This window comes from Nicoliella spurrieriana (genome assembly GCF_023380205.1).
Lineage (GTDB): Bacteria > Bacillota > Bacilli > Lactobacillales > Lactobacillaceae > Nicoliella > Nicoliella spurrieriana.
On sequence record NZ_CP093361.1, the window covers coordinates 352,530 to 378,553 of the forward strand.

The following is a 26,024-nucleotide window of genomic DNA, read 5'->3' on the forward strand; positions in this document are numbered from 1 at the left end:
ATCAGGTATAGTCAAAGCGTGGCTAGTTAATAAATAAAAATTATATCACATTTAAAAATACTGATTTATAAACATTTTATAAGTTATTTTTTAATGAGTTATAATTAATTTAATTATCAAGCAAAGAAAAAGAACGCTAAAAGTAATTTAGCGTTCTACATTTAAATCCAGTCTTATTTAGAACCGTTGATGTCAAGGTTAGCTAACTTAGTCACCCGCATCTCTTCCACTTCGGTCCAATTTAAGTTTAAGTGGGTTCCTTCATGGAAGAAAAATCCGGTCATGGTCTTGTAACCATCATTAATGAAAAGCTCAAAAACGGTGTTATCAAGGTATAGTTTACAGTTTTCAATTTTCCCGTTGTTCAAGCGAATACTTCTCGTTTCATCATGACCATCGTTTTCAACGTCCTTACGATGAAGGGTCAACTTTTGGCAATCGCTATCAATATCAAATACCAAGTGGGTGTTACCAGCGGTAATTGCCACTTGATTATCAGCATCGGGGTTGATCTTAAAATCAATCAAGCTTTGCTTATCAACTTCCATCCCGTTGAAAGTGTCTTCAGGACCATCTTCAATTGATTTCATTTCAGCCACTGGCGTTTGAATCAAGTTCTTATCATCATCTAAGCTTAATTCACGCACCATGGACAGGCCGCCTTCCCAGCCCTCATCATCAGTTGGGTAGGTAGTATCTGGCAACCCTAACCAACCGGTAAGTAGCGTCCGACCATCAGGTGCATTGATTCCTTGAGCGGCATAAAAATCAAATCCTTCATCTAATTGACGCATCTTGGAAGGGTTAATTAACTTCATCGTTTCCCAGTTAATGTCATCAGCAACGATATATGCATTGGGATGCACATTATCATATTTAAAGGACTTTTTATCGGCCCCCTGTGGACAGAAGGTTAGAACTGGGTGCCCATCAACGAACAATAGGTTTGGACATTCAGCCATGTAACCCAAGTTATCGTTTCCAATGTCTAACTTACTGTAAAATTCCCAACCACCGTCAACGCGAGTCGAACGGTAGGCAACGATTTCGCCCTTTTCTTCGGTCGTTTGAGCACCTAAGAATGCATAGTAGTAGTCACCATGCTTAATTACTTGTGGATCGCGGAAGTGTCCAGTAACGCCCTTTGGTGGGTTCGCAATCAATGGCTCGGATAGCTTGGTGATGTTATTATCCTTATCCATCCAGGCCCCATCTTGGTATGGGTGCCGAACTTCATTCATCTTTTCCCAGACGTTTCCAGTATACATTAAGAAGAGCTTATCATCGATTGCAATGGCTGAACCAGAGTAACAACCATGCCGGTCATACTTAGTATCGGGAACCATTGGTTTTCCAACGTTTTCCCAGTGCACCAGGTCATCTGAGACCATGTGGGTCCAACTCTTTAGCCCATGCGTTCCGCCAAATGGAAATGCTTGGAAAAAGAGATGCCATTGGCCATTAAAGTATGAAAAACCATTAGGATCATTTAATAATCCAGTTTCAGTTTGAATGTGGTAACCAAACCGCCAGTTCGATTTTTTAATTTGGGTTTTAAGTTCCTCAATTCGATCAGCTGGCCAATCTTTATACAAACGATTTAAACGTTCGGTAGTCCAGTAATTTTTATCCATAGTGAATACTCCTTAGAATTAATTTTATCTATATTTTAACATAAATTTGGTTTATACCAATAATATTAATTACAATATGATATGATAATGGTATCAAATTAACTAAGGTTGGCTTAATCATGTCAAATTCTCAAATTCTAAAAATTTTCTTAAATCATCCTAATCAATGGCTTTCCGGCACAGCCATTGCAAAGCAGCTATCAATCAGCCGAACGATGGTGTGGAAAACCATTAACATCCTCATCGATAATGGTCATCAAATTGAGCGCAAGCATAATCTCGGCTATCGCTATCTGGGGACCACCCAGCTCAGCGCTACTAAAATCAGTCTGCAATGTTCACAATCAATTCAGATTAAAACGTTCGACCAAATCGATTCTACTAATAAGTACGCAAAGGATATTTTAAACCACAAACAAATCACTAATCCATTTGTAATCATCGCAAACCAACAAACTGCTGGTTATGGCAGGCGCGGGCGTCACTTCTATTCACCCGCTAATTCTGGATTATACCTAACAATTGCGGTCCCCGTTGAACACCATGCAATGATTAATCCTGGTTTACTCACGACCACGACCGCTGTCGCAGTGGTCAGGGCACTCAAGGTAAGCTATCCCCAGATTCCATTTCAATTAAAGTGGATCAATGACATCTGGGTCAACGGCCAAAAAGTCGGTGGCATCATGACCGAATCCATTATGGACGTCGAGTTAATGCAACCATCAGCGATTATCGTGGGGATTGGAATCAATCTATCCACTAAGCAGTTTCCATCCACCATTAACCAACCGGTGACATCAATTAGTGCGAACCCAATCGATCGAAATCAATTAGCTGCGGACATCATTAATCAGTTCATGCAGAGCTATCCAACCTACCAAAGCGGGATTGCAATGGATGAATACCGCAAACTGTCAGTTGTAATCGGTAAGCAGGTCACCATCAATATCCGTAATCAACCCATTGTTGGCACCGTTGAAGCCATTGATGATAACGGCGCATTGATGCTCCGAAGTGCTGACGGGCAGCTGCAACGAGTCATGACTGGCGAAGTTACTAAAGTCCGAATTAACCATCAAAACGAGAAGTAATTCTAAAGTGGAATTGCTTCTCGTTTTTTAATCCTGTATAATTGTTAACCGTGTTAAATAAAAGGTTAACAACCGTAATGATGGAGGAACACTAATGAAAAGTAAAGATTTAACTCAGATTGCACTAATGGTCGCTTTGATCATCGTATTAGGCTTTATTCCGGGGATTCCAATCGGCATTATTCCGGTCCCAATCATCCTACAAAATTTCGGGATTATCCTAGCCGGGTTATTGCTAGGTGGTAAAAAGGGCACGATTGCCGTTGCCATCTTCATTTTATTGGCTGCAATTGGGTTACCAATTTTATCTGGCTTTCGGGGCGGCTTGGCGGTCGTCCTTGGCCCGACTGGTGGCTACATCTTCGCATGGTTACTTACGCCAGCATTAATTGCCGGTGGGATTGACCTAATGGCTAAATTATTACGCCAGCCACTCAATTTCGGCTGGGTCCTCCTAATCACCCTAATCGTAAGTATTCTCTGGGTCTACCTAGTTGCTGTCATTTGGCTTAGCTATCAAACCCACATGCCATTTATGGCTGCCCTATCAGCTAATGGGGTGTTCATTCCGGGTGATGTTATTAAAACGGTAATTGCAGTCATCATTGCAGTGCGCTTAAACCATTCGTTAAAGTTAAATCCACAAATTAAATAATAAAAACCGTCCGATTGGGACGGTTTTTTATTATTCAAAGAAGATTAGTAGATTCAGTAAGATCCCGACGTTGATCAACATGATTGTGGTTGAGACCGCATAGTATAAGATGCTACGTTTTTCAATCAAAATACGCACGGTGTCTAAATCGACATCATTATCATTCTCAATGGCTTGAACATCAACATTTGTATGTTCGCGTTGAATTGCAATCAATGCTTGCACGAATAACCATAATAAAATTGCTACTAAGATGACCAGTCCAATCAGTTTCAGGGCTGCCAACCGATTAATTAGCACCAATAAAATGGTTGAAACGACTAACCAAATTCCCTGATAACTAATCTGGCGATTCCGCTTGTGCCCATCAAAATCAATCACCTTGGCATTAATTCCGGTTGTTTTAATAAATCCATGGTACTTAATTAATAAGCCCAGTAAGATCAACACCACTACGATTGGACAGACAAACGTCAGGGTTAATAAAATTAAATAAAATAGCAAAAAGCTTCCTCCTTAATCGTTGTGCTCATGAATGGGGACTAATTTACCAATCGCAAGTAGATACAAGAACCGCTTTCGGACCGGGCGACCGAGAATTTTTTCCAATGCTAATCCGTATAGGTTCACCTGCCCACGGTATTTATCAACAATGCGTTGTACATGTTGCTCTACATTCCGTTTACCGACATAATCAGTTTTATAATCAAACAAATAAACTGCGTCATCCAGAACCAAGTACCCATCAATAATCCCGTGAATCAAGATTTTTTCATTTGCGGCCGAATTAAAACCTTTAAACAACTGGCTGGCTGACATAATTAATGAGAACGGCGCCTCCCGACGCACACGGTCTGGATGCTTTAAAACTAATGCCCCTAATTCACTGCTAAAGAAGTTCACAATCGCTTGGCAGTCAATTTTAGCAGCGACCCGCTCAGCAATAATCCGGTCGGTAACCAATTGATCAATTAAAGCATTTACCGTTGCCAAGGTGGGCGGCTGCGTGAGGTCTAATTGCTGTAGTACCAAATGAGTCGCCGTCCCAATCTCAGTGGGTTGGGGCTGACTAATTGTTTGTAAAAACTCAGGTTCGGCAAAGTCATTGGCTACGTACCGGTTAGTCTGCTTGGTATCTTCACTAATCCCATCAATGCGCCCCATCTCCAGGGCATCGGGATCATCAAAGGCCCGTTTCACTTCCGAAACCGCTTGGTATGCCGTGGTGGTCGTGGCCGCTTGATTGGGGTATTGATAATCCATAATTCGTTGAATTTGATTTGCGTTGTCAACATCTAATCCGGCGGCAACGGTTGCGTTCAAATGGTCAATAAACTCATGGTCATCATCGACCGGTTGCTCGGGAGCATGTTCCTGAAGGTCAACCGGATGGTAGAAGCGTAACGAAATATTAGTGGTATCACTATCCAATGCCGTTAGTGCAGTGGTGCCAGTAAATTGGGCCTGTAATTTAGGGTGGCGTGCTACTGCTGGTAAAATCCAATCTAAATAGCTCTTAGCGCTCCTGCGTAACGCTGGGGTCAGCAATAGTTGGTCACTTTGCATCGCCTTATGGCCCCATTCATCTAAAATGTCCGCATCGGTCTTTTTAATATCCTTAATTGCACCAACAATGAATAGTTGTTGTTCGGTTCTAGTCAATGCCACGTAGAGTTTTCGCATCTCTTCATCCAGTGTATCATTATCAATTCGATTTTGAACAACCTGTTTTTGGAGCGTGGCAACCTTTTCACGGCGTTGATCGTTAAAGTAGGTAATCCCCAATCCTAAATCATCATCTAAAACATACTCACCCTTTGAGTCCTGCATGTTGAACTGGTGATTAGCATCCACTAGGAACACAATGGGATACTCTAGCCCCTTACTTCCGTGAATCGTCGTTACCGTAATCGTATTATCATCCGGATTAGCAGCCGGTTCGGCAAGGTCGTTGTCACCACTTTGCATCTTATCGATAAAACGGACAAATTGGAACAGGCCCTTAAAGCTACTTTTTTCATACTGGGCAGCCCGGTCATATAACGCATGCAGATTGGCTTGACGTTGTTTCCCAGCCGGCATTCCGCCCACATAATCCAAAAAGCCGGTCACTTCATAAATTTGCCAAATTAATGTAACTAACTCGTTTTGCTGCGCGGTATCCCTAAATTGACTCAGCTGGTCCAAAAAGCGCCCGACCCGTGCATAGACTTGATCACCAAACTCAGTTGAATCTTGATGGGGGTAATTCCGCACAAAGTTAGTTACCGCTTGGTAGTACTCACCAGTATTGGAGTTAATCCGTAAATAGGCTAACTGATTTTCGTTCAACCCCACAATCGGCGAACGTAACACTGCAACTAACGGGATATCCTGGTACGGATTATCAATAATTGACAGCAACGCCATCATAATTTGAATTTCAGTCGTTTTAAAGTAACTTTGGGCCCCGTTAATGGTCACCGGCAAATTATGTTGCGCAAAAACATCCGAAATGACCAGGTTATTATTCCGGGTCGCTGAAATTAATGCAATATCTGAGTATCGAAGCTCCCGCATTTTTCCTTCATGCCGGTCATACACCCTTTGCTGCTTCCGTTTTAATTCTAATATTTTTTGCGCAATTAACTCAATTTGCCCATGGGCACTATCATCCACTTGAAACCGCTCGTTCACGGGTTCTGATTGTTCATCATTAGAATCGGTCACATCCTGATTTCGATAGAGCATCACCGTTACTTTAGATTCAAGTTCATTTGGATAGTAATTTGCTCCAGCAACTAGGTTATTGGCTCCTTGATATTCAATTTTACCAACTTGATTGCTCATCACTTGGTTAAAAATCAAGTTTACAAAGTGGTCGACGTTTGCCATCGAACGAAAGTTTTCTTTCAATAGGATCGTTTGGTCGTCATTATCGATCACTTGGTACTTTTTCATTCGTTCCAAGAACATTTCCGGAGCCGCTAGTCGAAACCGGTAGATGGACTGTTTAACATCCCCCACCATAAACATGTTGTTAGTTTCGCCAGTATCCTCATCACGACGGGCAATCGTGGTTAAAATGGCATCCTGTAGTCGATTATTATCTTGATACTCATCAACCATAATTTCGTTATACTGGCGTTGCAAATCCATTTGGACGTTAGCCTTTCCAGTGTTTTGATTAAAGATATCCAAAGCAGCGTGTTCAATATCAATAAACTCCATTACGTGGCGATTACGCTTCAATTCCCGATAATGATCACTAAACGCACCTACGACCTCGACTAATTTATCAATGATTTTCGCTGAAGCATCCATAATTGCAACGTTGCGTTGTTCATCATTTACAAAGTAGTTTGATAGAATTTGATCCCTAAATTGATTCTTGCCGGCATCCCTTAGGTCCTTAACGTGGTTATGCGCTGTTTTTACCAGTTCATCATCATTTTTAGAACCACGTGGGAACGACTTGAAGTTAACATTCATGGCATCTCGAATTGCATCCCACTGCTCAGTATCCAAAAGCCGAATTAAATGGTCAATTAACTCCACTTCACTAGCCTCTAAAGCGGCTTCTTTTGCCAATTGCTGTTCATTGGCATAGTCCAACGCCGCTTGAAAATTAAGGCGCACCTGATTGAGTTGATCGACCAACGTCGGTTTCAAATATTGACGATAAAAAGGACTTTGCACAATTGAATCCCCAACCTGGTATTGCTTGGTTAGTTGGTTCAACCACTCCTTAGGGTCGCGGTTAACATTGGCATAGTCGTACAGGCGGTACACTAAATCGGTCAATCCGTCATCAGAGCGGTCATTTGAAAAATTCTCCGTTAGTTGCGCAAATGAACCATCTTGATCATTTGCGTAATAATTCTCCCTTACGGTTTCCCAGACCAAGTCACGCAGCATCGCAGTTTCAGTCCGGTCAGTCAAAATCCGAAAATCAGGATCCAGATTAATTACATAGTAATTCCTTTGGACCACTTTTTGACAAAACGAATCCAGCGTACTAATGTCTGCCACCGGTAACTTCCGAATTTGGAGGGTTAAGTGGGTGCGCAGCTTAGCATCCTTAGCCTTACTTAGTTGTGCCTGCAAAGCCGATAGAATCCGATCCTTCATCTCCTTAGCAGCGGCCCTGGTAAACGTAACGATTAGCATTTGATCGATACTTTCAAAATGAATCAACTTATTGATCACCCGGTCAACTAAGACCCGCGTTTTCCCAGATCCCGCAGATGCGGAAACTAATACGTTGCCATTAAATTTACCATACACGGCAGCGGATTGTGCCTTAGTGTAGTCCATGCTTTCGTTCCTCCCTTAATTTTGCAATGACTTCCTGCATTCCAAGTGATTCAACATTGCGGTAGTTATTTTCACTCAGTAGCGGATCAAACTGCATGATCGACTTAAACGGTGAGTACTGCATCGCAGTCATATTATTATCCTTAACGGGAGCTAGTTGAACGTCACCATTAAAGATGCGTACCCCCGCATTTTGAATCAGTTGTTCGGTGTGTTGTAAGATTAAATCCAAATCATCGGGTTCAATTACCTTACTGAAATGGCTTAATTTTTCACCACCCTTGTTAAAACCAATTGGATAAATGACCGAATTCCCACCAGTCTTAATTTGATCATCGATCAAGCTAATCAGTTCCCGGTCATCAACCAACACCCCGCTGTACTTTTGTTTCTTCATCATTGCGGTTTTGAAATCATGCTTTTCAAGATCCTTGGGCGTCAGCTTCGGATTAAAGACGTGGAAGTACAACGCTCCCGCAAGTTCAGCTTTTTGCTCCTGGCTAAATCGATCCAGATTCTTTTTAATTACATCTAGGTAGGTGATCAATTGCATCGCGGTTCCATCATAAACCTGGCCGAAGTCAATCGATTTATTTCCTGATTTATAGTCAATCAACTCTAAGAAGCGTTTATCCTCAGTATTCATCGAATCAATCCGGTCAATTCGACCGCGCACCTTCAGGGTTTGAATTCCTGGAATCACAATTTGATTAGAAAGATCGAACGTTAGGGGATCTAAATTCGGCCCCTTGCCGACCCGACCAAATGAAATTTCAGTATCACGTGGTCGCATTGGCGTTGATTGGCTTTGCCAGTGCATTGTTAAAGCCATTCGTTCAACGGTTTTAATCAATTGCGTCTTTAAGTAGTTCATTCGAGAAGAACTATGCAAGATAGCGTATTGAAAATTATTGGGGTCGTTCAACAACTGATTAGCGACCTCATTTACTAGCTGATTTACATCCTGTTCGTCCAATGATTTCAAGTCAATTTGCTCAGCTTGCAGGCGCTTGACCAACATGTCCAACGCGGCGTGGTAAAACTCACCGGTACTTGCGGATGATAATTCAAAGACCGCCCGTTCATGTAATTTTAAACCATACTTTAAGAAGTATTCATACGGGTTGGAATAAAACTGTTCTAGTTGTGAAATCGAGGTCTCGATCGTATTGCCATATAATCCCGTGACGATTTCATTCGTTAACCGGGTTGGGGTATTATGATAGTCCAATCCGCCCAATAACTTCTCAGTCAAAGCACGACTTTCAGCACTGGCGTTAATCAATTCAGCATACACAAAGTTCCATGAGTCAGCCATATCATGATGGTTATACTTATGATCATAACTAGCCTGCACCAAATGGCGAAGCGTCGTGCGTTGCGTTCCAACATACGGCATAATATCCGCATGGCTAGCATTGGGGGTATCAACATAGTGATATTCTTGAATCTGAAAATGGCGTTTAATTCGATCCACGTATGGTGAAATTTGTACCCCGGTCTCACTATCACTATCGTTTGCAAGGCAATATGAAAAAATCAACCGCTCACTACCAGTTAAAAACGCCAGGTAGTTCAGGTATGAATCATTTGCCATTTGGCTGATGCTAGTGTCACGAAGATATTGATCAGCTCCAAAGTACTTCGTTAAATCATCCCGATCACTGTCATTAAATAAATTATCATCAGTAATTCGATCTGGCATCACGTCATCAGTGGCCCCGATCATAAATACGACCTTATAATCCTGCATCTGGACAATTCCACTTTCAGAAATTGCAACCTGATCCAATGTCGATGGAATTTGCGAATAATTAGCCCCTTCAAACCCAGCCTTCAGTAGCTCTAAAAAGTCAGCTAACTTAAACGTTTGGTGTTCACCTAGGACGGTCACAAAATCGTCTAACAAGCTACAAAAAGTTTGCCAGACCTGCTCAGGCTGTGCACCAGCGGATAAATCGCCGCGTTCAACGGCGGTATCACGCCATTGCTTTAGGCGTTCTACGACCCCCTGCTCCACTAAGAATTGGTACAGCCACTTTGCAGCAGTTGGCACATCCTTGGCCCGTCGCATGCGTTTAAAGAACGGTGGGAATGTATCCTTTACATAGTGTCTAATCAAATTGATCTTACGGTTAACCTGTTCATCCGAAGGCGACTTTGATTCAAAATCAGCATCGTTCAACCACCGATATTGCCAGTCGTCATCTTGCAACCACCGCGATCCTTCATAGCCATTCTTTAACACCACATTCTCAGTCAAAGCAAGTGCATCCCGAAATGCTTTAATGTCCATTAAGTGGCCATTTTCATCACGCGGAAGTAATAATTCCGTTTTTAACAAGCGCATTACATCGTCATAGCGATACGAACGTGCACCGAAAGCTGGCTCAATATTAAATAGCGCATCGATTAGTTGGACCAAGGGATGGTCGACCATCGACTTTTGCACATCGTTAAAATACGGAATCGCCTGCATCTTAAAAATTGGCTGAATAATGTTTTGATATTTATCTAGATGCCGTGTCATTACTAAAATATCCCGGTAATGATACTGCCCACTGGCCACTAATTGCCGAATTTGAATTGCCACTGATGTTAATTCAGCATAGTAGTTATCAGCTTTAACCACCTGAATGGATTGATCATCGAATAGCTTAGTCTTTTGAATTGGATCAACACCACTTGATTGAATCCAATAGTTATTTAACGCCAATAAATCATTATTGACCCGTTCTTGCTTAGCGTATAAGTCAAACTTAACATGGACATGGTGATCGTTTGCAAATTGATACAACTGATGATAAAGCTTGGCCGGTTGAAAGAATAAATCTGGTTCATCTGCTCGCTCACGAACTGCTGGGCGATCCAGGTTTAAATCGATGGTCACATTCGCTGCTTTTTGGATCATGATCATTACTAATTCACGCTCTTGTGCGCTCAACTGTGAAAAGCCACTAATAAAAAAGTGCATCTGTGATAAATCAGCTTCCATTAGGTAGTTACAAAGGAGTTTCAAAGTGTCATTTTGATGAATAAATTTTCCGACCGTAGCTTCCTCAAATTCACGATAAATAATCGTAAAATCATGTAATTTATCACGTAAACTGGGACTCAGAGCATCATGATTAACTTCATATAGGTCGGCAAGGTCATCGGGGCTCACCCGTCCAGATTCCATTTCAGCAATCTGACTCGCAATTTGGTTGATAAACCCGGGCTGTCCACTTTCACCACGAAAAACGGTCAGTTGTTCTTGTTGCTCGTTAATAATTTGGTAGAGCAGCATGTTAACCCCCGCCCCACTCAACCTAGGAATTTGATACTCCGGCTCATGACTTAAAAAGAACCATGCTAACCGGGTCAACGAAAAAATCTGCACATTCGTCTGAGCGTAAACATCATCATGATGACGATTCAACCGCTCTAACGTTTTCACTTCTGATTCAAACTTAATGTGATTAGGAACTAAATAAAAATAACGGTCATTGGGGCGGTCATGAATCATGGTTTGTAATAAATCAGTCAACGTCTGAGCGTGATTCTTATCGGCAGTTCCTAAGATAAATTGTAGTGCCATGGTCAGCTTCTCTCCTTTTTAGTATGTAAAAAGTCATTGACGTTCAGCCAATGACTACTTGTTAGTTTCCAGTTTATTTTCGGCGAGTACTTCGTTAATGCATTCATCCATTCTTTGGACCAATGCTTCAACATCACCATTGCCACTCATGCTAGCAGCTGCAGCATCGTGTTCAGCAACTGCCCACCGGGCTAATGCATCGGTTACCGGTACGAAGTCACGAATGATTTTCATTGGTGTCGTAGCATTCCGGGCCTTTTTCATTTCCTCGTACCCATTCCGATCGATTACCATCCGGACCTTTTCATTTAAAGTAGGATCGTAAGTTTCAAAAATTACGAAATGTGATACTTGCTGCGCACGAGCTAGTTGTTGTTTCACTTGGTCCAGTTGGTCACGGTTTAAATCCATATTTACACATCCTTTTTATTTTGAAATAATCCAATTGATTGATTCACGTATTGATGCTCAACAGCGGATTGGACTGCAACTCGAGCAACTGTTTCACGTGAAACAAATCCAGTAGGCATTTTTTCACCCTCATCATAAACCTTAACGGGGCCAGCCACTTGATCGACCACCGTTACCGGTCTAATCACCGTATAGGGAATTTCGGCTTCATCAACAACCTTAATGGCATAGCGTTGTTGTTTTAAATACTCATTAACATCACTAACCCCCGCTGGGAATTGAAGGGTCCCCGTTACTTCATTATCAATTCCAGCAGTGGAAATCATTACAAAGTTCGTCAGCGTCACTTCACTGGCCCGAATTGCATCAAATAGCCCCTCAAACGCAATGTCCACATCCAACGGTCCCAAGAACGAAATAATGATATTCACATCTGAAATAAATGGTAAGTAGGTCTTTTCATATGTGACATCCACTTGTTCATCATCCAATTCAATTAAATGGACATCATCACGCCCACTTAACTCATGAATTGCTAACCTTGCGGTCGGCTTTTGACTTCCAAGCACTAAAACGGTTTTCAACTTAATTCCCTCCCTTATTAATTCCTACATTAATTATACCTAATCTAATGCCACGATTTAAAGGCCAAATATTTTAATTTTAGGATTATTAGTATCATAATAGGAATATCAAATCAAAATTAAACTTATTTTAGGAGGAATCATCTTATGAAGGAACGTAACGTTCAAATTGGTAAATCAGGTGTATTAAGCACCCCACTCGGGTTAGGTACAAACGCAGTGGGTGGCACTAACCTATTTCCAAACTTAAAGGATGCTACTGGAATTGAAATCGTTAAAGCCGGCTTAGATTCCGGTATTAAGTTACTAGACACTGCCTTTGCCTATGGGATGGGTCATTCAGAAGAATTAATCGGTCAAGCCATTCAGGGCTACGACCGTGGTAGCTTCGCAATCGCTTCAAAGGGAGCTCAACAAGTCACTGGTGACTCAGTGGTGATTAATAACGACCCTGAATTCTTGAAACAGGCAGTCGAAGATAGCTTAAAACGCCTGCATACCACATATTTGGATGTTTTCTACATTCACTTCCCAGATGACCACACCCCCAAGGATAAGGCAGTTGCCGCATTAAACGAACTTAAGGTTGAGGGTAAAATTAAAGCAATTGGGGTTTCCAACTTCTCAATGGATCAATTAAAGGAAGCTAACAAGGACGGCCTTGTTGATATCGTTGAAGATCAATATAGCTTAATCCACCGGGATGCTGAAAAGGAATTATTCCCATACCTAAAGGACCATGATATTTCATTCGTCCCATTCTTCCCCCTTGCTTCAGGCCTACTAACTGGTAAATACGATAATTCTGCCGTTAATTTTGCCGATGATGATATTCGGCATAGTAATCCTGATTTTCAAGGTGCCCGGTTTGCTGAAATCGTTAAAGCCGTCAACACCTTAAAGCCACTTGCTGAACAAAAGAATGCTACCATTGCACAACTAGTTCTTGCTTGGTACATGCAAAACCCTAACATTTCAGTTGTAATTCCAGGTGCAAAGCACCCTGAACAAGTACAAAGCAATGCGAAGGCCATGGATGTTGAATTATCAGATGCTGAATATCAACAAATCGATGCTGCCTTTGCCACATTTAAGTAATTTCTGCCTAATCACTCCTTAAATCGAACCAATCGTTCGTGAATTTGATAAAAAATTAACATTGTGTTAAGATGAACTTTGTAATTTTATTGAAAACCGAATATTTATAAGGAGTGGCCTCAAATGGGAGCTAAAATAGCTAACTTTTTTCACTTTGACGAATTAGGGACTAATTTCCGGACCGAAACCGTGGCCGGATTGACGACCTTCGTCTCAATGGTTTACATCCTATTCGTAAACCCGAATGTCTTGGGTGCATCTGGAATGGAAAAGGGGGCTGTGTTTACCGCAACCGCCCTTGCAACTGCCATTGGTTGTTTTTTGATGGGACTAATTGCTAACTATCCGATTGCACTATCGACTAGTTTAGGAATGAATGCATTCTTTGCTTACTCTGTCTGTATCGGAATGAAAGTGCCTTGGCAAACTGCCTTAGCTGGTGTGTTCATTGCATCATTAATTTTCTTGGTCTTGACGTTATTCAAGATTCGCGAAATCATCATTGATGCAATTCCAAACGACCTAAAAAGTGCCATTAGTGGTGGGATTGGGTTGTTCATCGCCTTCCTTGGTTTAAACCAGGGGGGCATCGTGACCGCCAGCAAGAGTACCTTAGTGGAACTAGGGTCCTTCCATGTTGGCAGCACTTGGTTGACGATTTTTGGATTAATATTAACCCTAGTGTTAATGTCTGCACGGGTGCCCGCATCAATCTTTATTGGGATGGTTGCCACTGCAGTCCTCGGAATGATCACGCATTTAATTCCGCTACCTAGTCAATGGGTATCAGCAGTGCCAAGCTTAAAGCCAATCTTTTTACAATCAATTAAACACATTACGGACATCAATACCGCCCAGCTTTGGATCGTAGTATTGACATTCTTATTGGTTAGTTTCTTCGATACTGCTGGAACGTTAGTTGGATTGGCTGAACAAGCTGGATTCATCAAAAATAACAAGATTCCAAGAATTGGTGGCGCATTGCTTGCTGATTCTACTGGAATGGTTGCCGGTTCATTACTGGGGACTTCACCAGTGGGCGCCTTCGTTGAATCATCCGCCGGAATTGCCGTGGGTGGTCGTTCAGGATTCACAGTTATCGTTACTGGGATTTTGTTCATTCTCGGAACCTTCTTCTCACCATTGTTGGGTGTGATTACCGATCAAGTAACTGCTCCAGCATTGATTATTATCGGAATCTTAATGGCCCGTTCACTTAAGAGCGTTCATTGGGAAAAATTCGAAATTGCTGCTCCAGCATTCTTAATTATGTTAGGAATGCCCCTGACCTACAGTATTTCAGATGGGATTGCCCTTGGGTTCGTTATCTACCCAATCACAATGCTAGCTGCAAAACGGGGGAAGGAAGTTAACCCAATTATGTACGTGTTAGGGGTTATTTTCCTAATCTTCTTCTGGGTCTTAAATGAATAATTAGCTTAATTAAAAAAACCACAATGGAAGATAGTTCCATTGTGGTTTTTAATTTGCTCATTGTAAAATGAACTACCCATCAATTTTTATACTCATGGTGAAAATATTATTAAATAATTCTAAAGAAGATTGTTAAAAGTTAATCTTTTATGTATACTACAAAGCGTAATGAATTTTGGTAAACCTAAAAAATATGATTATTAGCAGCTAAAAAGCTAATCAATCTAGTTACCCCTGTAGCAAAACACAAAGGAGTGCTTTTAATGCTTAATGTTAGGAATCTATCCGTTTCCTACGGTGACACACCAGTCTTTTCCGATTTATCAATCGCAATTGAAGCTGGCAAAATCACCGGAATCATCGGCCCCAATGGTGCCGGTAAGTCAACCTTTATCAAGGCAATGTTAGGGTTGATCAAGTCCCAGTCAGGAACTAGCGAGTACGATGGCCAACCAGTTAAGGCCATCCAAAAGAAAATTGCCTATGTTGAACAACGAAAGGAAATCGACTTAACGTTCCCAATTAGTGTGTTTGACGTCGTATTAACTGGTAGCTATGCGAAAGTCGGCCTATTCAATAGCCCCGGCAAAGCAGAAAAAGCAGCCGCAATGGAGGCATTAGCAAAGGTTAAGATGACCGGATTTGCAAACCGCCAAATCGGTAACCTATCTGGTGGACAGCTCCAACGGGTCTTCGTGGCCCGTGCAATTCTGCAAGATGCAGATATTGTAATTTTAGATGAACCGTTCGTTGGGATTGATCTGCAAAGTGAAAATTCAATTATGCAAATTTTAAAGCAATGGCGAAATGAAAATAAGACCATCTTAGTTGTTCACCATGACTTAAATAAGGTCAACAGCTATTTCGATAATTTAATCATCATGAATCACGGCATCGTAGCTAGCGGAGCAACTGATCAAGTTTACAATTCCACCAATATTAGTAAGGCATTTAGTGCTGATCTATCCTCCGTATTGTTTAATCAAAAGGAGGCTCAATAATGAAAATTGCTGAATTTATCTCTGCTTTAGGAAAGTATGATTTCCTCCAAAGCGCCCTAATTACCGCCATCATGGTCGGAATTATGTCTGGAATCATTGGAAGTTTTATTATCCTGCGGGGAATGTCACTAATGGGGGATGCAATTTCACATTCGATTCTACCAGGGGTCGCAGTGGCTTACATGCTAGGAATTAACCTCCTCTTAGGCGCATCGTTCTTCGGGGTCTTAGCCGCCCTTTTAATTGGGTTCGTCTCCACCAGAAGTAAGATCAAGGTCGACACCTCGATTGGAGTCGTGTTCAGTTCGTTCTATGCATTAGGATTTATCCTGATTTCGTTAACCGAAAGTTCAACAAATTTGCACCACATCCTATTCGGGAACATCCTAGCAGTTAGTAACTCCGATATGATGACCACCGCAGTGGTGCTAGCCGTTGTCATTCTTTTCGTGACCATTGGCTACAAAGAATTATTAATTACTTCATTTGATGAAACATTCGCTAAAACGTATGGGCTAAATACCCAGCTAATTCACTATTCATTGATGTTAGTATTAACATTGGTTACGGTATCTGCACTGCAAACGGTGGGAATCATCCTAGTGGTTGCAATGCTAATTACTCCAGCGGCGACCGCATTCTTCTGGACTAACCGACTATCATTAATGCTAGTCCTATCAGCCATCTTCGGAACGGTCGCATCGATCATCGGACTCTACCTGAGTTACACATTCAACTGGGCTTCCGGGCCTGCAATCGTGGTGATGGCAGCAATTATGTTTGCAATCTCATTCATTTTCTCACCCAAGCAAAACTTAATCCACTTTAAAAAATAATCCTGGAAAGAGGTCCCAAAATGAAAAAAATTATCGCAGCAGTTGCCGCAGCAATCGTCATTATCGGTGGTGTCTTTTTATTCATCAACCAACGGGGAAGTCATAAATCGACATCCAATGAAAATGGCGATAAACGGCTGAGCGTAGTCACTACCAACTCAATTTTAGAAAACATGGTTGAAAACATTGGTAAGGATCGCATCAATGTTTATAGTATGGTGAAACGGGGAACTGACCCCCATGAATACGAGCCACGGCCCGAAGATATCTCAAAAACCACCAACGCCGATGTCGTTTTCTATAACGGGTTAAATCTAGAAACCGGTGGAAATGGTTGGTTCAAAGAATTAGTTAACACCGCCCACAAGAAGTTTGGCAAGCAAGTTTTTGCCGCCAGTGAAGGTGTAAAGCCATTACACCTTACTACCAATAAAAATGAAGTTGACCCCCACGCATGGTTAGACCTCTCTAACGGAATTCAATACGTTAAGACAATGACGAAGGTCTTGAAGGAAAAGGATCCAAAGAACGCCAGTTACTTCCAAAAGAATGCTGATGCATACATTGCAAAGCTATCCAAGTTAAATCAGGATGCTAAGTCTAAATTCCTGGACATTCCAGCTAAACAACGGGTCCTAGTAACTTCCGAAGGGGCCTTCAAATACTTCTCAAAGGCCTACCACGTGAAACCAGTTTACATCTGGGAAATCAATACTGAGTCCCAAGGAACGCCAGAACAAATGAAGCGCGTCCTTGCAGCCATTAGCAAGTATGACGTTAAACACCTTTTCGTTGAATCATCAGTTTCACCTAAATCAATGGATAAGGTCTCATCAGAAACCGGCATTAAGATCTATTCAAAGATCTTTACCGACTCCCTTGCAAAGAAGGGCACTCCAGGTGACACCTACTATTCAATGATGAAGTGGAACTTAGATAAGATTCATGATGGATTGGCTAAGTAGTTATAGTCATCATATACAGAGTTTATAAGAACAATAGCATGAACTTAAAATTACAAATATTTAGCTAATCAAAAAGCGTAGTTCGAAAAAGATTCATTTTCGAACTACGCTTTTTACTATTTTGATTTTAATAAGATTGCGATGGACTTCATTTTATTTTTGTATGCAACCAATAACTGATCATAATCCCGTTTGTGGTTTCGCTTTGATTTGTTTTTATTAATTGCTCGTCTTAATTTGTTAGCTGCTTTTTCCATTCTTCTTAATTTATTATCATTGACTTTAAAGCTTTTAGTAAACTGTTTCGCTTTAATATTCAAATTACTTAATTCGCTTTTAAAAGAATTGAGTGCATTTTTTAAATTATCAATTTTCTGTTTTGCAGCATTTAAAGTTTGTTTCATTCTCACAATTTTATCATTAACATTGGGATTGGACCCATTGGAATCCCAATTATTAGCTTCTTGAATCGTAAATTGATTGACACGATTGAATTCAGCAACTGCATGATTTAATTCATTTTGATATTTTATAACAATCTTTTGCGCTCGAATTAATTCCGTATTAAAAGCCTTAATCGCCAACGGTTTTGCTTTATGCTGACGCGCCCGTTCAACATTCAACTTTGCATGATTTAATAATTGTTTTAAGTTAATAAGCTGATCATTAGATTGCCCTATTTCTGAATTATTAATAATCTTTTGTTGAATGTCGTTTTGCTTTGAATTTAAACGATTAATTAATGTAGCGTTATGATCATTATTACTAGCATTGGTAACTTTATCATTCATAACATCATTTTTAGAAATTGAGCTTGAATTATCATTAGTTGATGCATTCAATGAATTATTAGTAGTCGTCACCTCAGAACTATTAGCACTACTATTACTATTAAGATTAGCGATACTATTACTACTATTAGTGTTACTTATTGAATCATTAGCAATCGATTCCGTTGTTAATGAGCTGATAGCCAAAGATGCGCCATTATTTTCTGAACTGAATTGAGCTGGTTCCGTTACATTCATTACGTTAGCAGAACTAGCTGGTTCTGAAGCATAAGTAGCAACACTACTATTATTACTAGCAACACTACTGATTGCAGGAATGGCACTACTAGGTGGACGAACAGCAATCCCACGGTGCTGATCAACCATTTGTTTAGCCATTGGATTATTATATCCATAATGAGAATATATATAAATTTCAAATCCATCTAATCCTTCAAATGGAAATGGCGGCTGACTACTGGATTGGGAAGTGCTCGAGGTAGCTACGGAGGTTTGTGCAACTGATTCAGATGCGGTGGCTGTTGATGCAAATTCAGCAAATGAATCAGGAATCACAAACGCCTTAGCCACGGGTAGACTTAGTAGCTCAGCGTCATGATTTGAGACTAAATCACAAAAGGTAATTGTTGATGCAGCTACAATCATAGTTGTAACCCAATTCTTGCCAGATTTATATAATCGATAGCGTTCTTTTTTATCATTTTCATTCATATTATTTCACCTATAATCATTTATTTTTAAATTTCCAAATGAAAAAGCCCAATTATGAATATTTTTATAACTGGGCTTTTTTCATTTATTCAATATTATTAACGCGAAATTGGTACATTCGTATTCGTTGGATTCTGACCATCTTGGAATTCATCATTATTAACGGTATATAGTACCTTGTTGTTATTGGCATTTCCGTTAATTACCACCTTAGAGTTTGAAGCAGCTCCATCAATGGTATCCATCTTGATCATATTGTTGTTTCCACCCATGATTAATTCACGAGTAGCTTCAGATTCTTGTTCAGAAGTTAAGTGGTTTCCTTGTAATACATTGTTATCACCGGAAACATAGACATCCCCAATCTTCTTATCAAAACCACGTGGGTTATCCTTATTTCCACGAATATAGATTGAGTTATTGGACATTGTATTGTAGTTCCCAGTTAGGAACACTGCCCGACTGTAGTATGATTGAATGTTATTATTTGAAATATTAACATGGTCACCATCATTAACCTCAAGATTAGTAAATCCATCTGGATAGATGTTATTACCATTAATAGTTGCCGCGTATGGGTGATCTAACTTAACGGAAATTCCGCCTGGTTGAGCACCAATAAAGTTACTAGCAATCTTAGCTTGTTGGGATGAGCCTAACAGGTGCACCCCATTGGTTAATTCTGAAATCCAGTTATCGTGAATATCAGGAGTATCAGCACCACTTAACTTAATTCCATAGGTAGCGTTCTTCATCACAACATCATGAATCTTAATTCCATCGGAATCTTGTGGGCCACTAATTAGCGTTTGATCCCCACTACCACTTCCGAGCATATTAACGTGGTCAATTTCAATTCCGCTAATTCGTGGGGTTTGGTTAGCCACTCCAATTTGGATCCCAGTGGAATTATTAGCGTCCATGATTAACCGACTCCCACCACCGGGACTAACGGCAGTCTTATCGGGATCAATGGCTGAACGTAATCCTGAATTAATTCCCTTAATTCGAACGTGGTTATTATTAATTACCACCGGTGTCTTCAAATAGAAATCACCATTTGGAATTAATACGGTTCCACCAGATGATGGCATTTGTGAAATGATATTGTTAATAATGGCTCCAGAATCAACTGATGACTGCCCACTCTTAACCCCATAGTCAGTAATGTTGTAGTAAACATCGGATAGCGCATCCTTACCGTCTTTACCATCCTTGCCGTCCTTACCATCTTTACCGTTTTGACCATCAGCACCCTTGGCACCTTGGGCATTGCTGGCTCCAGCATCACCCTTAAGCCCTTGAATTCCTTGTGCGCCAGTGGCTCCGGTCGCACCAGTTGCGCCAGTCGCACCAGTATCACCCTTTGGACCCTGGGCACCAGTCGCTCCAGTTGCTCCTGTATCACCCTTTAGGCCCTGGGCGCCAGTAGCCCCGGTAGCTCCAGTAGCGCCCTTTTGACCCTGGGCACCAGTTGCTCCGGTGGCGCCGGTATCACCCTTTGGACCCTGAGCGCCAGTAGCACCAGTGGCGCCCTTTTGACCCTGAGCACCAGTTGCTCCAGTTGCTCCAGTGGCACCGGTCGCACCTCGTGCACCCGTAGCACCAGTTTTTCCACGATGGCCTCTAAGAATGGTTATATGTCCACTAGTCGCTTTTTTAGTCGACTTCTTCTTTTTATTAACCTTCTTAACAGCCTTTTTCTTACTATGTTTGGCTTTCTTATGAACTGCGGCACTAGCAGTATCTTCATTGCTATTCAAGTTAGCACCCAGTCCCAAAAGTGCAGTTGAGATCGCTAACGATGCAATTATTTTTCGCACATTATTCAATTTATGATTCCTCCATTTTATAAACCATGCATTTAAGTAGTGATGTGAAATAATAATTGAATGAGTATGGATTACTAATAAGAAACCGATTAAAATTAAAATTTACCATCATATCAAAACCATCATTAATTATATAAGGTTAATAATAGTTTTGATCACTTTAATCCAGGATAATGATTATATAATCATCCTATTACTTTTGCACAAATAATATAATAGCATATTTTTATGCAATTAGTACATTATTTTTTCAATAGTCATTAATTTAATTACATCTTCATAAATCAATATGATACTAACAATCCATTAGCGCACAAATAAATCACATAATACATTTAGTTGAATCATTATTAATCTACCTTCAATAAACAAAGTCAGATATCATTTCAATTTATCTTAGTTATTAAATGCATAAACACTATGGTTCAAAATTAGTTAAATTAGTTAATATCCCACCAGTATTTGATTTTACCAATAAAAAAGGACAAAATAACTTAATGTTAATTATAAATTAAATGGAGATGATTTTTTCATGCAACTCAAAATGACTGTAACTCTAGTTACCGCTGTTTTACTCCTTTCTGTCCCAGCTACCAGCAAAGTTAAAAAGAGCAAGCAAAATAGTGCTAAAACAAAGGTTACTTTCAAAAATAGTAGGGTTTCAGTAACCTACACTGAAAATGATCACAATAAAAAGGAACCCACGTACTCATTTAGCACTAAATACCAAAAATCTGGCAATCAATATAAATTAAAAAGCCACCATTGTCTAAATGACAATGGCGGCTTTTTAACTTATTCATTTAATTTAGCATCAATTTGGTTCAGGACCGCGGTTAAGTCCGCTGCGCTATTAACAAAATCGTATTGATCGCCATCAATTTTTAATTTAGGGCTAATATCATAATTTTGAAACCATTTCTGGTATGCCACTCGTAATTCTCGGTAGTAATCTAATAGTTCATCGGATTGTTCAAAATCGCGCCCCCGTTTTTTAATTCGTGCTAACTGGGTGTCTAAACTGACCTCAATATACACTAGCAAATCCGGGCGTTTCTTTTTCGCTGCAAATGGTAGTTCCTCCATCATGTTATCCAATAATTCATGATAAATCGCTGCCTCGGCATCGTTAATATTTCCCAACCGATGGTTTAAATCAGTAAACAACGCATCTTCATAGATTGAACGGTCTAAAACGTTGTTATCATCCCGTTGCGCTCGCTTAATCATTTCAAAACGCTTATTTAAAAAATAAATTTGTAATAAAAAACCGTATTTCTGTTTATCCTGATAAAACAATGGTAATACTGGATTATCCCCAACTGGTTCGTAGAACGCCTTCGTTCCAAGGTGCTTCGCTACCCGGGTAGTCAATGATGACTTCCCTGCGCCAATCGTTCCAGCTAATACAAGCATCGGCATAGGATCCCCCTTTTAATCGACCCAAATTAATTATCCAGCTGTTTAGCAAACCATGGACTCTTGGTAAACGCTAGAATATCATTTCCAATGTACAACATATAGGTTACAAATAGCACTGGTGATGCCCCACCCTGTGCTGCAGTGATCCCCCATAAAATAACTGATAAAATGCCCTGGGCAAACCAAAAATAATAGGTTTCCCGTTTCTTTAACGTGGTTAAAATCGCGCCCATGATTCCAGTTGTTGATGAAATCGAATCAATCAATGGCCGCGGACTGTCAGTAAGGTGAACCAACAGGGTATGCATAATCAAAACCACAACAACAAAGCCGAATACGTATGGTAACCAGTTTTTAATGGTCGTGGCAACACTATCGCCTCGCAGACCAGAAATTTTTTGTTCAGCATCTTGATTCCAACTAGGCATTAACAATACCGGAACATCTAATAATACGATATAGCTAAGTTGCATCACAATTTCCATGTAATTCTTGGCGGTAAATGCAACCGCAATTAATAAGATCGCACTAAGTAAGCCCAACCAACCGTTGACTGGTTTTGCATTATTAATTGCCAGTACACAGGTTAAACCTAGCGCACCAGCAATAAACGTTACAATACTAATCGTAGTCATCGGGCTACTTAGCGTTAATGCTAAGTTAAATCCTAACCCAAAGAATAATAGAATGTATGATTGGACATTCCAGCCCAACAATTGGCTCCATAGCCACTTACAATAATTCATTCAAAACGCTCCCAACACAATATATAGTACCTAAATAACTAAAAATATCTATATATAGTTATTTTAGTCGACTCGTTCTATTATATCCAAATTAGAATTGATTTCAATCTCGTTAATTAAACGATTGAATCGTAAACGTGTTATTTTTCAATTAGCAAATCCACGAAAGGACCCCTAGCCATAAGCATAAATAAAGGGGATGGCCACCCCATCCCCGTACTAAATTGCCATTCCGATTAAAGCTGCTAAGATTCCTAATAAAGTAGTTAAAATAAAGTATATCCCGGCCCATTGTGGATGTTTAATCTGCAGTTTGACCGTTTCATTCATGAACGTAGAGAACGTAGTATAGCCACCCAGAATCCCACTCCCGATTAGAAATGCGATGGATCCATCAGCAAGGTGGCCAGTTAATAAGCCTAGCAAAAACGCACCGGACACATTGATCACCACGGTAGCCAGCGGAAATTCCTTCCACCCCATGCGATTGCCAATTAATTCAATCATGCCATATCGAATGACCGCTCCAAACGCAGCGGCAAATCCCACAAGTACAATTTTGGTAATCATTATTTTTCACCCGCCTTTGCAATAACGTAATCAGCGAGTTTGACCCCAATTAATGCGAATATATATCCAAAAATCAAACTGATTGAAAGATACCAGAATGAATTAATTAGTGAAATTTTGAGCAGCTTCACAAAATCGACCGTAAACGTTGAAAAAGTAGTAAAGCTACCAATAAACCCCACGGTAATCCCACTTAAAACATCACTCGAAATATTCATCAATAGTGGCAGAGTACTAGCAATAAATGATAGTAAGAACGTCCCAATTAAATTAATTGCAATAATCATTGCAAAGTGTTGATTACCAGATAATAACGTTAACCACTCACGAAGTGCACCGCCTAAGAACCCAAAACAGATAATATAAATAATCCTACGCAACTAAATCGCCTTCCTTAGCTTTATTAATTTATCCTATCATAATTAAGTGATTATGCACTTTAGTTAAGAAATTCACAAAATAAAGTAAAAATATCATTTTTAATTTTTTATTCATGCAACCGGTTGTAATTTGCATAATTATATAAAAACAAATTAATTAATTATTAACATTTGTGAAACCATGAACTATCTTTGCTAATAAATCAACATTCACCCTTGCTTACTAGGTATTCCACTAATGTGATTTTATTCATTTATAAATTGAATTATCGTTATATTTATAAGAAATAATAGTTGATTATTTAACAATAATCATTAGTATTATAAGTGTAATCAAAAGTAACTAACTACTAACTAGTTGGTGTTAATTGGTTATTTCATATCAAATCGTTATTGAAAGCCTGATCATTTGATTGGGTTAAAAAATTTATTATATTTATAAAGGGGATATTTACACATGAAAGCATTAGTATTAACTGGTACTAAACAAATGGAAATCCAAGATTTGGATACTCCAACTCCAAAGCCTGACGAAGTTTTAGTTAAGACCGCATACGCAGGTATCTGTGGTACTGACGACGCATTATACAATGGTCTTCCAGGTTCAGCAGATGCTGTTCCTCCAATTGTTTTAGGACATGAAAACTCAGGGGTTGTTGAAGCCGTTGGTGCTAACGTTACCCAATTTAAGAAGGGTGACCGTGTTGCTGTTGACCCTAACATCTACTACCCTAAGGACAAGTACTTCCGTGTTGACCGTCCACAATTAGCTGAAGACTTATCAGCTGTTGGTGTTACTCGTGATGGTGGTTTGGAAGAATACTTCACTGCTCCTGAATCAGTTGTATACCACGTTCCAGCTAACCTTTCATTAAAGGCTGCTTGTTCTACTGAACCTGTATCATGTGGTGTTCACGGTGTTCGTCGTCTTAACTTACAACCACACTACAAGGCACTTGTTATGGGTGATGGTTACATGGGTCTATTATTCGTTGAATTATTAAAGGCTTACGGTGTTCAACACGTTGACTTAACTGGTCGTCATGATGACAAGTTAGCTGAAGAACAAAAGCTTACTGGTGCAGACCACGTTATCAACACTGAATCTGGTGACATTACTGAAGAATACGACATCGTTATTGAAGCCGTTGGTCGTCCAGAAACTCAAGAAAAGGCAATCGAAGTTGCAGGTAAGGGTGGTCAAATCCTTATGTTTGGTGTTGGTCGTCCAGATCAAACATTCACTGTTAACACTTACGAAGTATTCCAAAAGGAATTAGACATCAAGGGTTCATTCATTAACCCATACTCATTCGATGACTCCCTTGCATTAATGGCAAGTGGCAAAATTGATGTTGAACCACTTATCAAGAACGTTCTTCAACTTAACGAAGTTGTTGGTAAGCTTGATGGTTCTGACAAGCGCCCTGGTAAGTCAGTTGTTGAACTTGACGGTAGCTTGAAATAATTAATTTCTACGGAGGCATATAAAATGGCTTTACAAGATTACTTCACTGGACTTCAACACGTTGGAATCCCATCAAAAGACTTAGATAAAACAATTGCGTTTTACAAGAAGTTAGGCTTTGAAGAAGCTGGTTTGTTCCATAATGGTGAAAACCGTTGTGCGTTCATGAGATACAACAACTTAACCATTGAAACTTGGGAAGGTGACCCCGTTACTATGAAGAACGGTGCCATTAACCACTTTTCAATGAACTGTACTGACGTTGACAAGGCTTTCGAAGCTGCTAAGGCTGAAGGCTTTGACATGGTCAACGATGAAATCCAATCCATCCCTTCATTCTGGGATAATGGAATTCGGTTCTTTAACATCTTAGGACCAAACCATGAAACGATTGAATTCTGTCAAATTGTCTAGTTAAGACTTAAAAATAACCACGATGATTAAATCATCGTGGTTATTTTTTTATCTTTAGTAGTAAAAAAGCTTTGATCCTAAGAATTAGAATCAAGGCTTTTT

21 protein-coding genes are annotated in these 26,024 nt (G+C 40.1%); 9 read left to right on the forward strand and 12 right to left on the reverse strand.

What is annotated here, in order from left to right; genetic code table 11:
* Nucleotides 1-173: 173 nt before the first annotated feature.
* Nucleotides 174-1,634 carry a sucrose-6-phosphate hydrolase gene (locus MOO44_RS03240; protein ID WP_260116989.1) on the reverse strand — a complete coding sequence of 487 codons (1,461 nt, stop codon included), beginning with the start codon at nucleotides 1,632-1,634 and terminating at the stop codon, nucleotides 174-176.
* Between the two features lie 119 nt (nucleotides 1,635-1,753).
* Between MOO44_RS03240 and MOO44_RS03245 the strand changes: the two genes are divergently transcribed.
* Together MOO44_RS03245 and MOO44_RS03250 are read left to right on the forward strand one after the other, a co-directional pair.
* On the forward strand, nucleotides 1,754-2,728 hold the full coding sequence (locus tag MOO44_RS03245; RefSeq protein WP_260116990.1) for a biotin--[acetyl-CoA-carboxylase] ligase: 975 nt from the start codon (nucleotides 1,754-1,756) through the stop codon (nucleotides 2,726-2,728).
* Between the two features lie 94 nt (nucleotides 2,729-2,822).
* Nucleotides 2,823-3,383, forward strand: a complete 561-nt coding sequence (locus MOO44_RS03250) for a biotin transporter BioY (protein ID WP_260116991.1) — start codon at nucleotides 2,823-2,825, stop codon at nucleotides 3,381-3,383.
* 30 nt (nucleotides 3,384-3,413) lie between these two features.
* Here the strand turns inward: MOO44_RS03250 and MOO44_RS03255 are convergent, their stop codons facing one another.
* Genes MOO44_RS03255 through MOO44_RS03275 form a run of 5 tightly spaced genes read right to left on the reverse strand, consistent with a single transcriptional unit; the run spans nucleotide 3,414 to nucleotide 12,254 of the window.
* Nucleotides 3,414-3,887 (reverse strand): hypothetical protein, encoded by a 474-nt coding sequence (locus MOO44_RS03255; protein ID WP_260116992.1) that lies wholly within the window; start codon nucleotides 3,885-3,887, stop codon nucleotides 3,414-3,416.
* Between the two features lie 12 nt (nucleotides 3,888-3,899).
* Entirely contained in the window at nucleotides 3,900-7,679 is a 3,780-nt protein-coding gene (gene addA / locus MOO44_RS03260; protein ID WP_260116993.1) for a helicase-exonuclease AddAB subunit AddA, read from the reverse strand.
* On the reverse strand, nucleotides 7,666-11,259 hold the full coding sequence (locus MOO44_RS03265; protein ID WP_260116994.1) for a PD-(D/E)XK nuclease family protein: 3,594 nt from the start codon (nucleotides 11,257-11,259) through the stop codon (nucleotides 7,666-7,668). The genes addA and MOO44_RS03265 overlap by 14 nt, the downstream gene beginning before the upstream one ends.
* 54 nt (nucleotides 11,260-11,313) lie before the next feature.
* Nucleotides 11,314-11,670 carry a hypothetical protein gene (locus tag MOO44_RS03270; RefSeq protein WP_260116995.1) on the reverse strand — a complete coding sequence of 119 codons (357 nt, stop codon included), beginning with the start codon at nucleotides 11,668-11,670 and terminating at the stop codon, nucleotides 11,314-11,316.
* Between the two features lie 2 nt (nucleotides 11,671-11,672).
* Nucleotides 11,673-12,254 (reverse strand): NAD(P)H-binding protein, encoded by a 582-nt coding sequence (locus tag MOO44_RS03275; protein ID WP_260116996.1) that lies wholly within the window; start codon nucleotides 12,252-12,254, stop codon nucleotides 11,673-11,675.
* Nucleotides 12,255-12,401: 147 nt separating this feature from the next.
* On the opposite strand from MOO44_RS03275, the gene MOO44_RS03280 reads away from it, so the two are divergent.
* The 5 genes from MOO44_RS03280 (at nucleotide 12,402) to MOO44_RS03300 (ending at nucleotide 17,588) form a co-directional block, all read left to right on the forward strand.
* On the forward strand, nucleotides 12,402-13,352 hold the full coding sequence (locus tag MOO44_RS03280) for an aldo/keto reductase (protein WP_260116997.1): 951 nt from the start codon (nucleotides 12,402-12,404) through the stop codon (nucleotides 13,350-13,352).
* A 123-nt stretch (nucleotides 13,353-13,475) separates the two neighbouring features.
* The gene (locus MOO44_RS03285) at nucleotides 13,476-14,786 is read left to right on the forward strand and encodes an NCS2 family permease (protein WP_279306815.1); all 1,311 of its coding nucleotides are present in this window, start codon (nucleotides 13,476-13,478) and stop codon (nucleotides 14,784-14,786) included.
* Between the two features lie 263 nt (nucleotides 14,787-15,049).
* Nucleotides 15,050-15,787, forward strand: coding sequence for a metal ABC transporter ATP-binding protein (locus MOO44_RS03290; RefSeq protein ID WP_260116998.1), 738 nt, complete (start codon nucleotides 15,050-15,052; stop codon nucleotides 15,785-15,787).
* The gene (locus tag MOO44_RS03295; protein ID WP_260117293.1) at nucleotides 15,784-16,623 is read left to right on the forward strand and encodes a metal ABC transporter permease; all 840 of its coding nucleotides are present in this window, start codon (nucleotides 15,784-15,786) and stop codon (nucleotides 16,621-16,623) included. Before MOO44_RS03290 ends, MOO44_RS03295 begins: the two co-directional genes overlap by 4 nt.
* 20 nt (nucleotides 16,624-16,643) lie before the next feature.
* On the forward strand, nucleotides 16,644-17,588 hold the full coding sequence (locus tag MOO44_RS03300) for a metal ABC transporter substrate-binding protein (RefSeq protein ID WP_260116999.1): 945 nt from the start codon (nucleotides 16,644-16,646) through the stop codon (nucleotides 17,586-17,588).
* A gap of 116 nt (nucleotides 17,589-17,704) precedes the next feature.
* Here MOO44_RS03300 and MOO44_RS03305 read toward each other — a convergent pair whose 3' ends face one another.
* The 6 genes from MOO44_RS03305 to MOO44_RS03335 form a co-directional block, all read right to left on the reverse strand.
* Nucleotides 17,705-19,090 (reverse strand): KxYKxGKxW signal peptide domain-containing protein, encoded by a 1,386-nt coding sequence (locus tag MOO44_RS03305; protein ID WP_260117000.1) that lies wholly within the window; start codon nucleotides 19,088-19,090, stop codon nucleotides 17,705-17,707.
* A gap of 98 nt (nucleotides 19,091-19,188) precedes the next feature.
* Entirely contained in the window at nucleotides 19,189-20,913 is a 1,725-nt protein-coding gene (locus tag MOO44_RS08670; protein ID WP_261362032.1) for a NosD domain-containing protein, read from the reverse strand.
* An 804-nt stretch (nucleotides 20,914-21,717) separates the two neighbouring features.
* A complete protein-coding gene (locus tag MOO44_RS03320; protein WP_260117001.1) occupies nucleotides 21,718-22,344 on the reverse strand; it encodes a deoxynucleoside kinase in 627 nt (208 codons plus the stop codon).
* Between the two features lie 26 nt (nucleotides 22,345-22,370).
* The gene (gene pnuC, locus MOO44_RS03325) at nucleotides 22,371-23,090 is read right to left on the reverse strand and encodes a nicotinamide riboside transporter PnuC (protein ID WP_260117002.1); all 720 of its coding nucleotides are present in this window, start codon (nucleotides 23,088-23,090) and stop codon (nucleotides 22,371-22,373) included.
* Between the two features lie 219 nt (nucleotides 23,091-23,309).
* A complete protein-coding gene (locus tag MOO44_RS03330; RefSeq protein WP_260117003.1) occupies nucleotides 23,310-23,660 on the reverse strand; it encodes a fluoride efflux transporter FluC in 351 nt (116 codons plus the stop codon).
* Nucleotides 23,660-24,040 (reverse strand): fluoride efflux transporter FluC, encoded by a 381-nt coding sequence (locus MOO44_RS03335; protein WP_260117004.1) that lies wholly within the window; start codon nucleotides 24,038-24,040, stop codon nucleotides 23,660-23,662. Before MOO44_RS03335 ends, MOO44_RS03330 begins: the two co-directional genes overlap by 1 nt.
* Nucleotides 24,041-24,497: 457 nt before the next feature.
* On the opposite strand from MOO44_RS03335, the gene MOO44_RS03340 reads away from it, so the two are divergent.
* Both MOO44_RS03340 and MOO44_RS03345 read left to right on the forward strand, forming a co-directional pair.
* Nucleotides 24,498-25,508 carry a zinc-dependent alcohol dehydrogenase family protein gene (locus MOO44_RS03340; protein ID WP_260117005.1) on the forward strand — a complete coding sequence of 337 codons (1,011 nt, stop codon included), beginning with the start codon at nucleotides 24,498-24,500 and terminating at the stop codon, nucleotides 25,506-25,508.
* A gap of 24 nt (nucleotides 25,509-25,532) precedes the next feature.
* Nucleotides 25,533-25,922: a VOC family protein gene (locus MOO44_RS03345; RefSeq protein WP_260117006.1), complete on the forward strand. Its 390-nt coding sequence runs from the start codon at nucleotides 25,533-25,535 to the stop codon at nucleotides 25,920-25,922.
* Nucleotides 25,923-26,024: the final 102 nt, after the last annotated feature.

Excerpts from the sequence above, each read along its gene's own strand:
- MOO44_RS03270 (WP_260116995.1), bottom strand. The coding sequence starts at position 11,670 with ATGGATTTAAACCGTGACCAACTGGACCAAGTGAAACAACAACTAGCT.
- addA (WP_260116993.1), bottom strand. The coding sequence starts at position 7,679 with ATGGACTACACTAAGGCACAATCCGCTGCCGTGTATGGTAAATTTAAT.
- MOO44_RS03240 (WP_260116989.1), bottom strand. The coding sequence starts at position 1,634 with ATGGATAAAAATTACTGGACTACCGAACGTTTAAATCGTTTGTATAAA.
- MOO44_RS03290 (WP_260116998.1), top strand. The coding sequence starts at position 15,050 with ATGCTTAATGTTAGGAATCTATCCGTTTCCTACGGTGACACACCAGTC.
- MOO44_RS03345 (WP_260117006.1), top strand. The coding sequence starts at position 25,533 with ATGGCTTTACAAGATTACTTCACTGGACTTCAACACGTTGGAATCCCA.
- MOO44_RS03305 (WP_260117000.1), bottom strand. The coding sequence starts at position 19,090 with ATGAATGAAAATGATAAAAAAGAACGCTATCGATTATATAAATCTGGC.
- MOO44_RS03280 (WP_260116997.1), top strand. The coding sequence starts at position 12,402 with ATGAAGGAACGTAACGTTCAAATTGGTAAATCAGGTGTATTAAGCACC.
- MOO44_RS03285 (WP_279306815.1), top strand. The coding sequence starts at position 13,476 with ATGGGAGCTAAAATAGCTAACTTTTTTCACTTTGACGAATTAGGGACT.
- MOO44_RS03300 (WP_260116999.1), top strand. The coding sequence starts at position 16,644 with ATGAAAAAAATTATCGCAGCAGTTGCCGCAGCAATCGTCATTATCGGT.
- pnuC (WP_260117002.1), bottom strand. The coding sequence starts at position 23,090 with ATGAATTATTGTAAGTGGCTATGGAGCCAATTGTTGGGCTGGAATGTC.
- MOO44_RS03330 (WP_260117003.1), bottom strand. The coding sequence starts at position 23,660 with ATGATTACCAAAATTGTACTTGTGGGATTTGCCGCTGCGTTTGGAGCG.
- MOO44_RS03320 (WP_260117001.1), bottom strand. The coding sequence starts at position 22,344 with ATGCCGATGCTTGTATTAGCTGGAACGATTGGCGCAGGGAAGTCATCA.
- MOO44_RS03265 (WP_260116994.1), bottom strand. The coding sequence starts at position 11,259 with ATGGCACTACAATTTATCTTAGGAACTGCCGATAAGAATCACGCTCAG.
- MOO44_RS03250 (WP_260116991.1), top strand. The coding sequence starts at position 2,823 with ATGAAAAGTAAAGATTTAACTCAGATTGCACTAATGGTCGCTTTGATC.
- MOO44_RS03340 (WP_260117005.1), top strand. The coding sequence starts at position 24,498 with ATGAAAGCATTAGTATTAACTGGTACTAAACAAATGGAAATCCAAGAT.
- MOO44_RS03245 (WP_260116990.1), top strand. The coding sequence starts at position 1,754 with ATGTCAAATTCTCAAATTCTAAAAATTTTCTTAAATCATCCTAATCAA.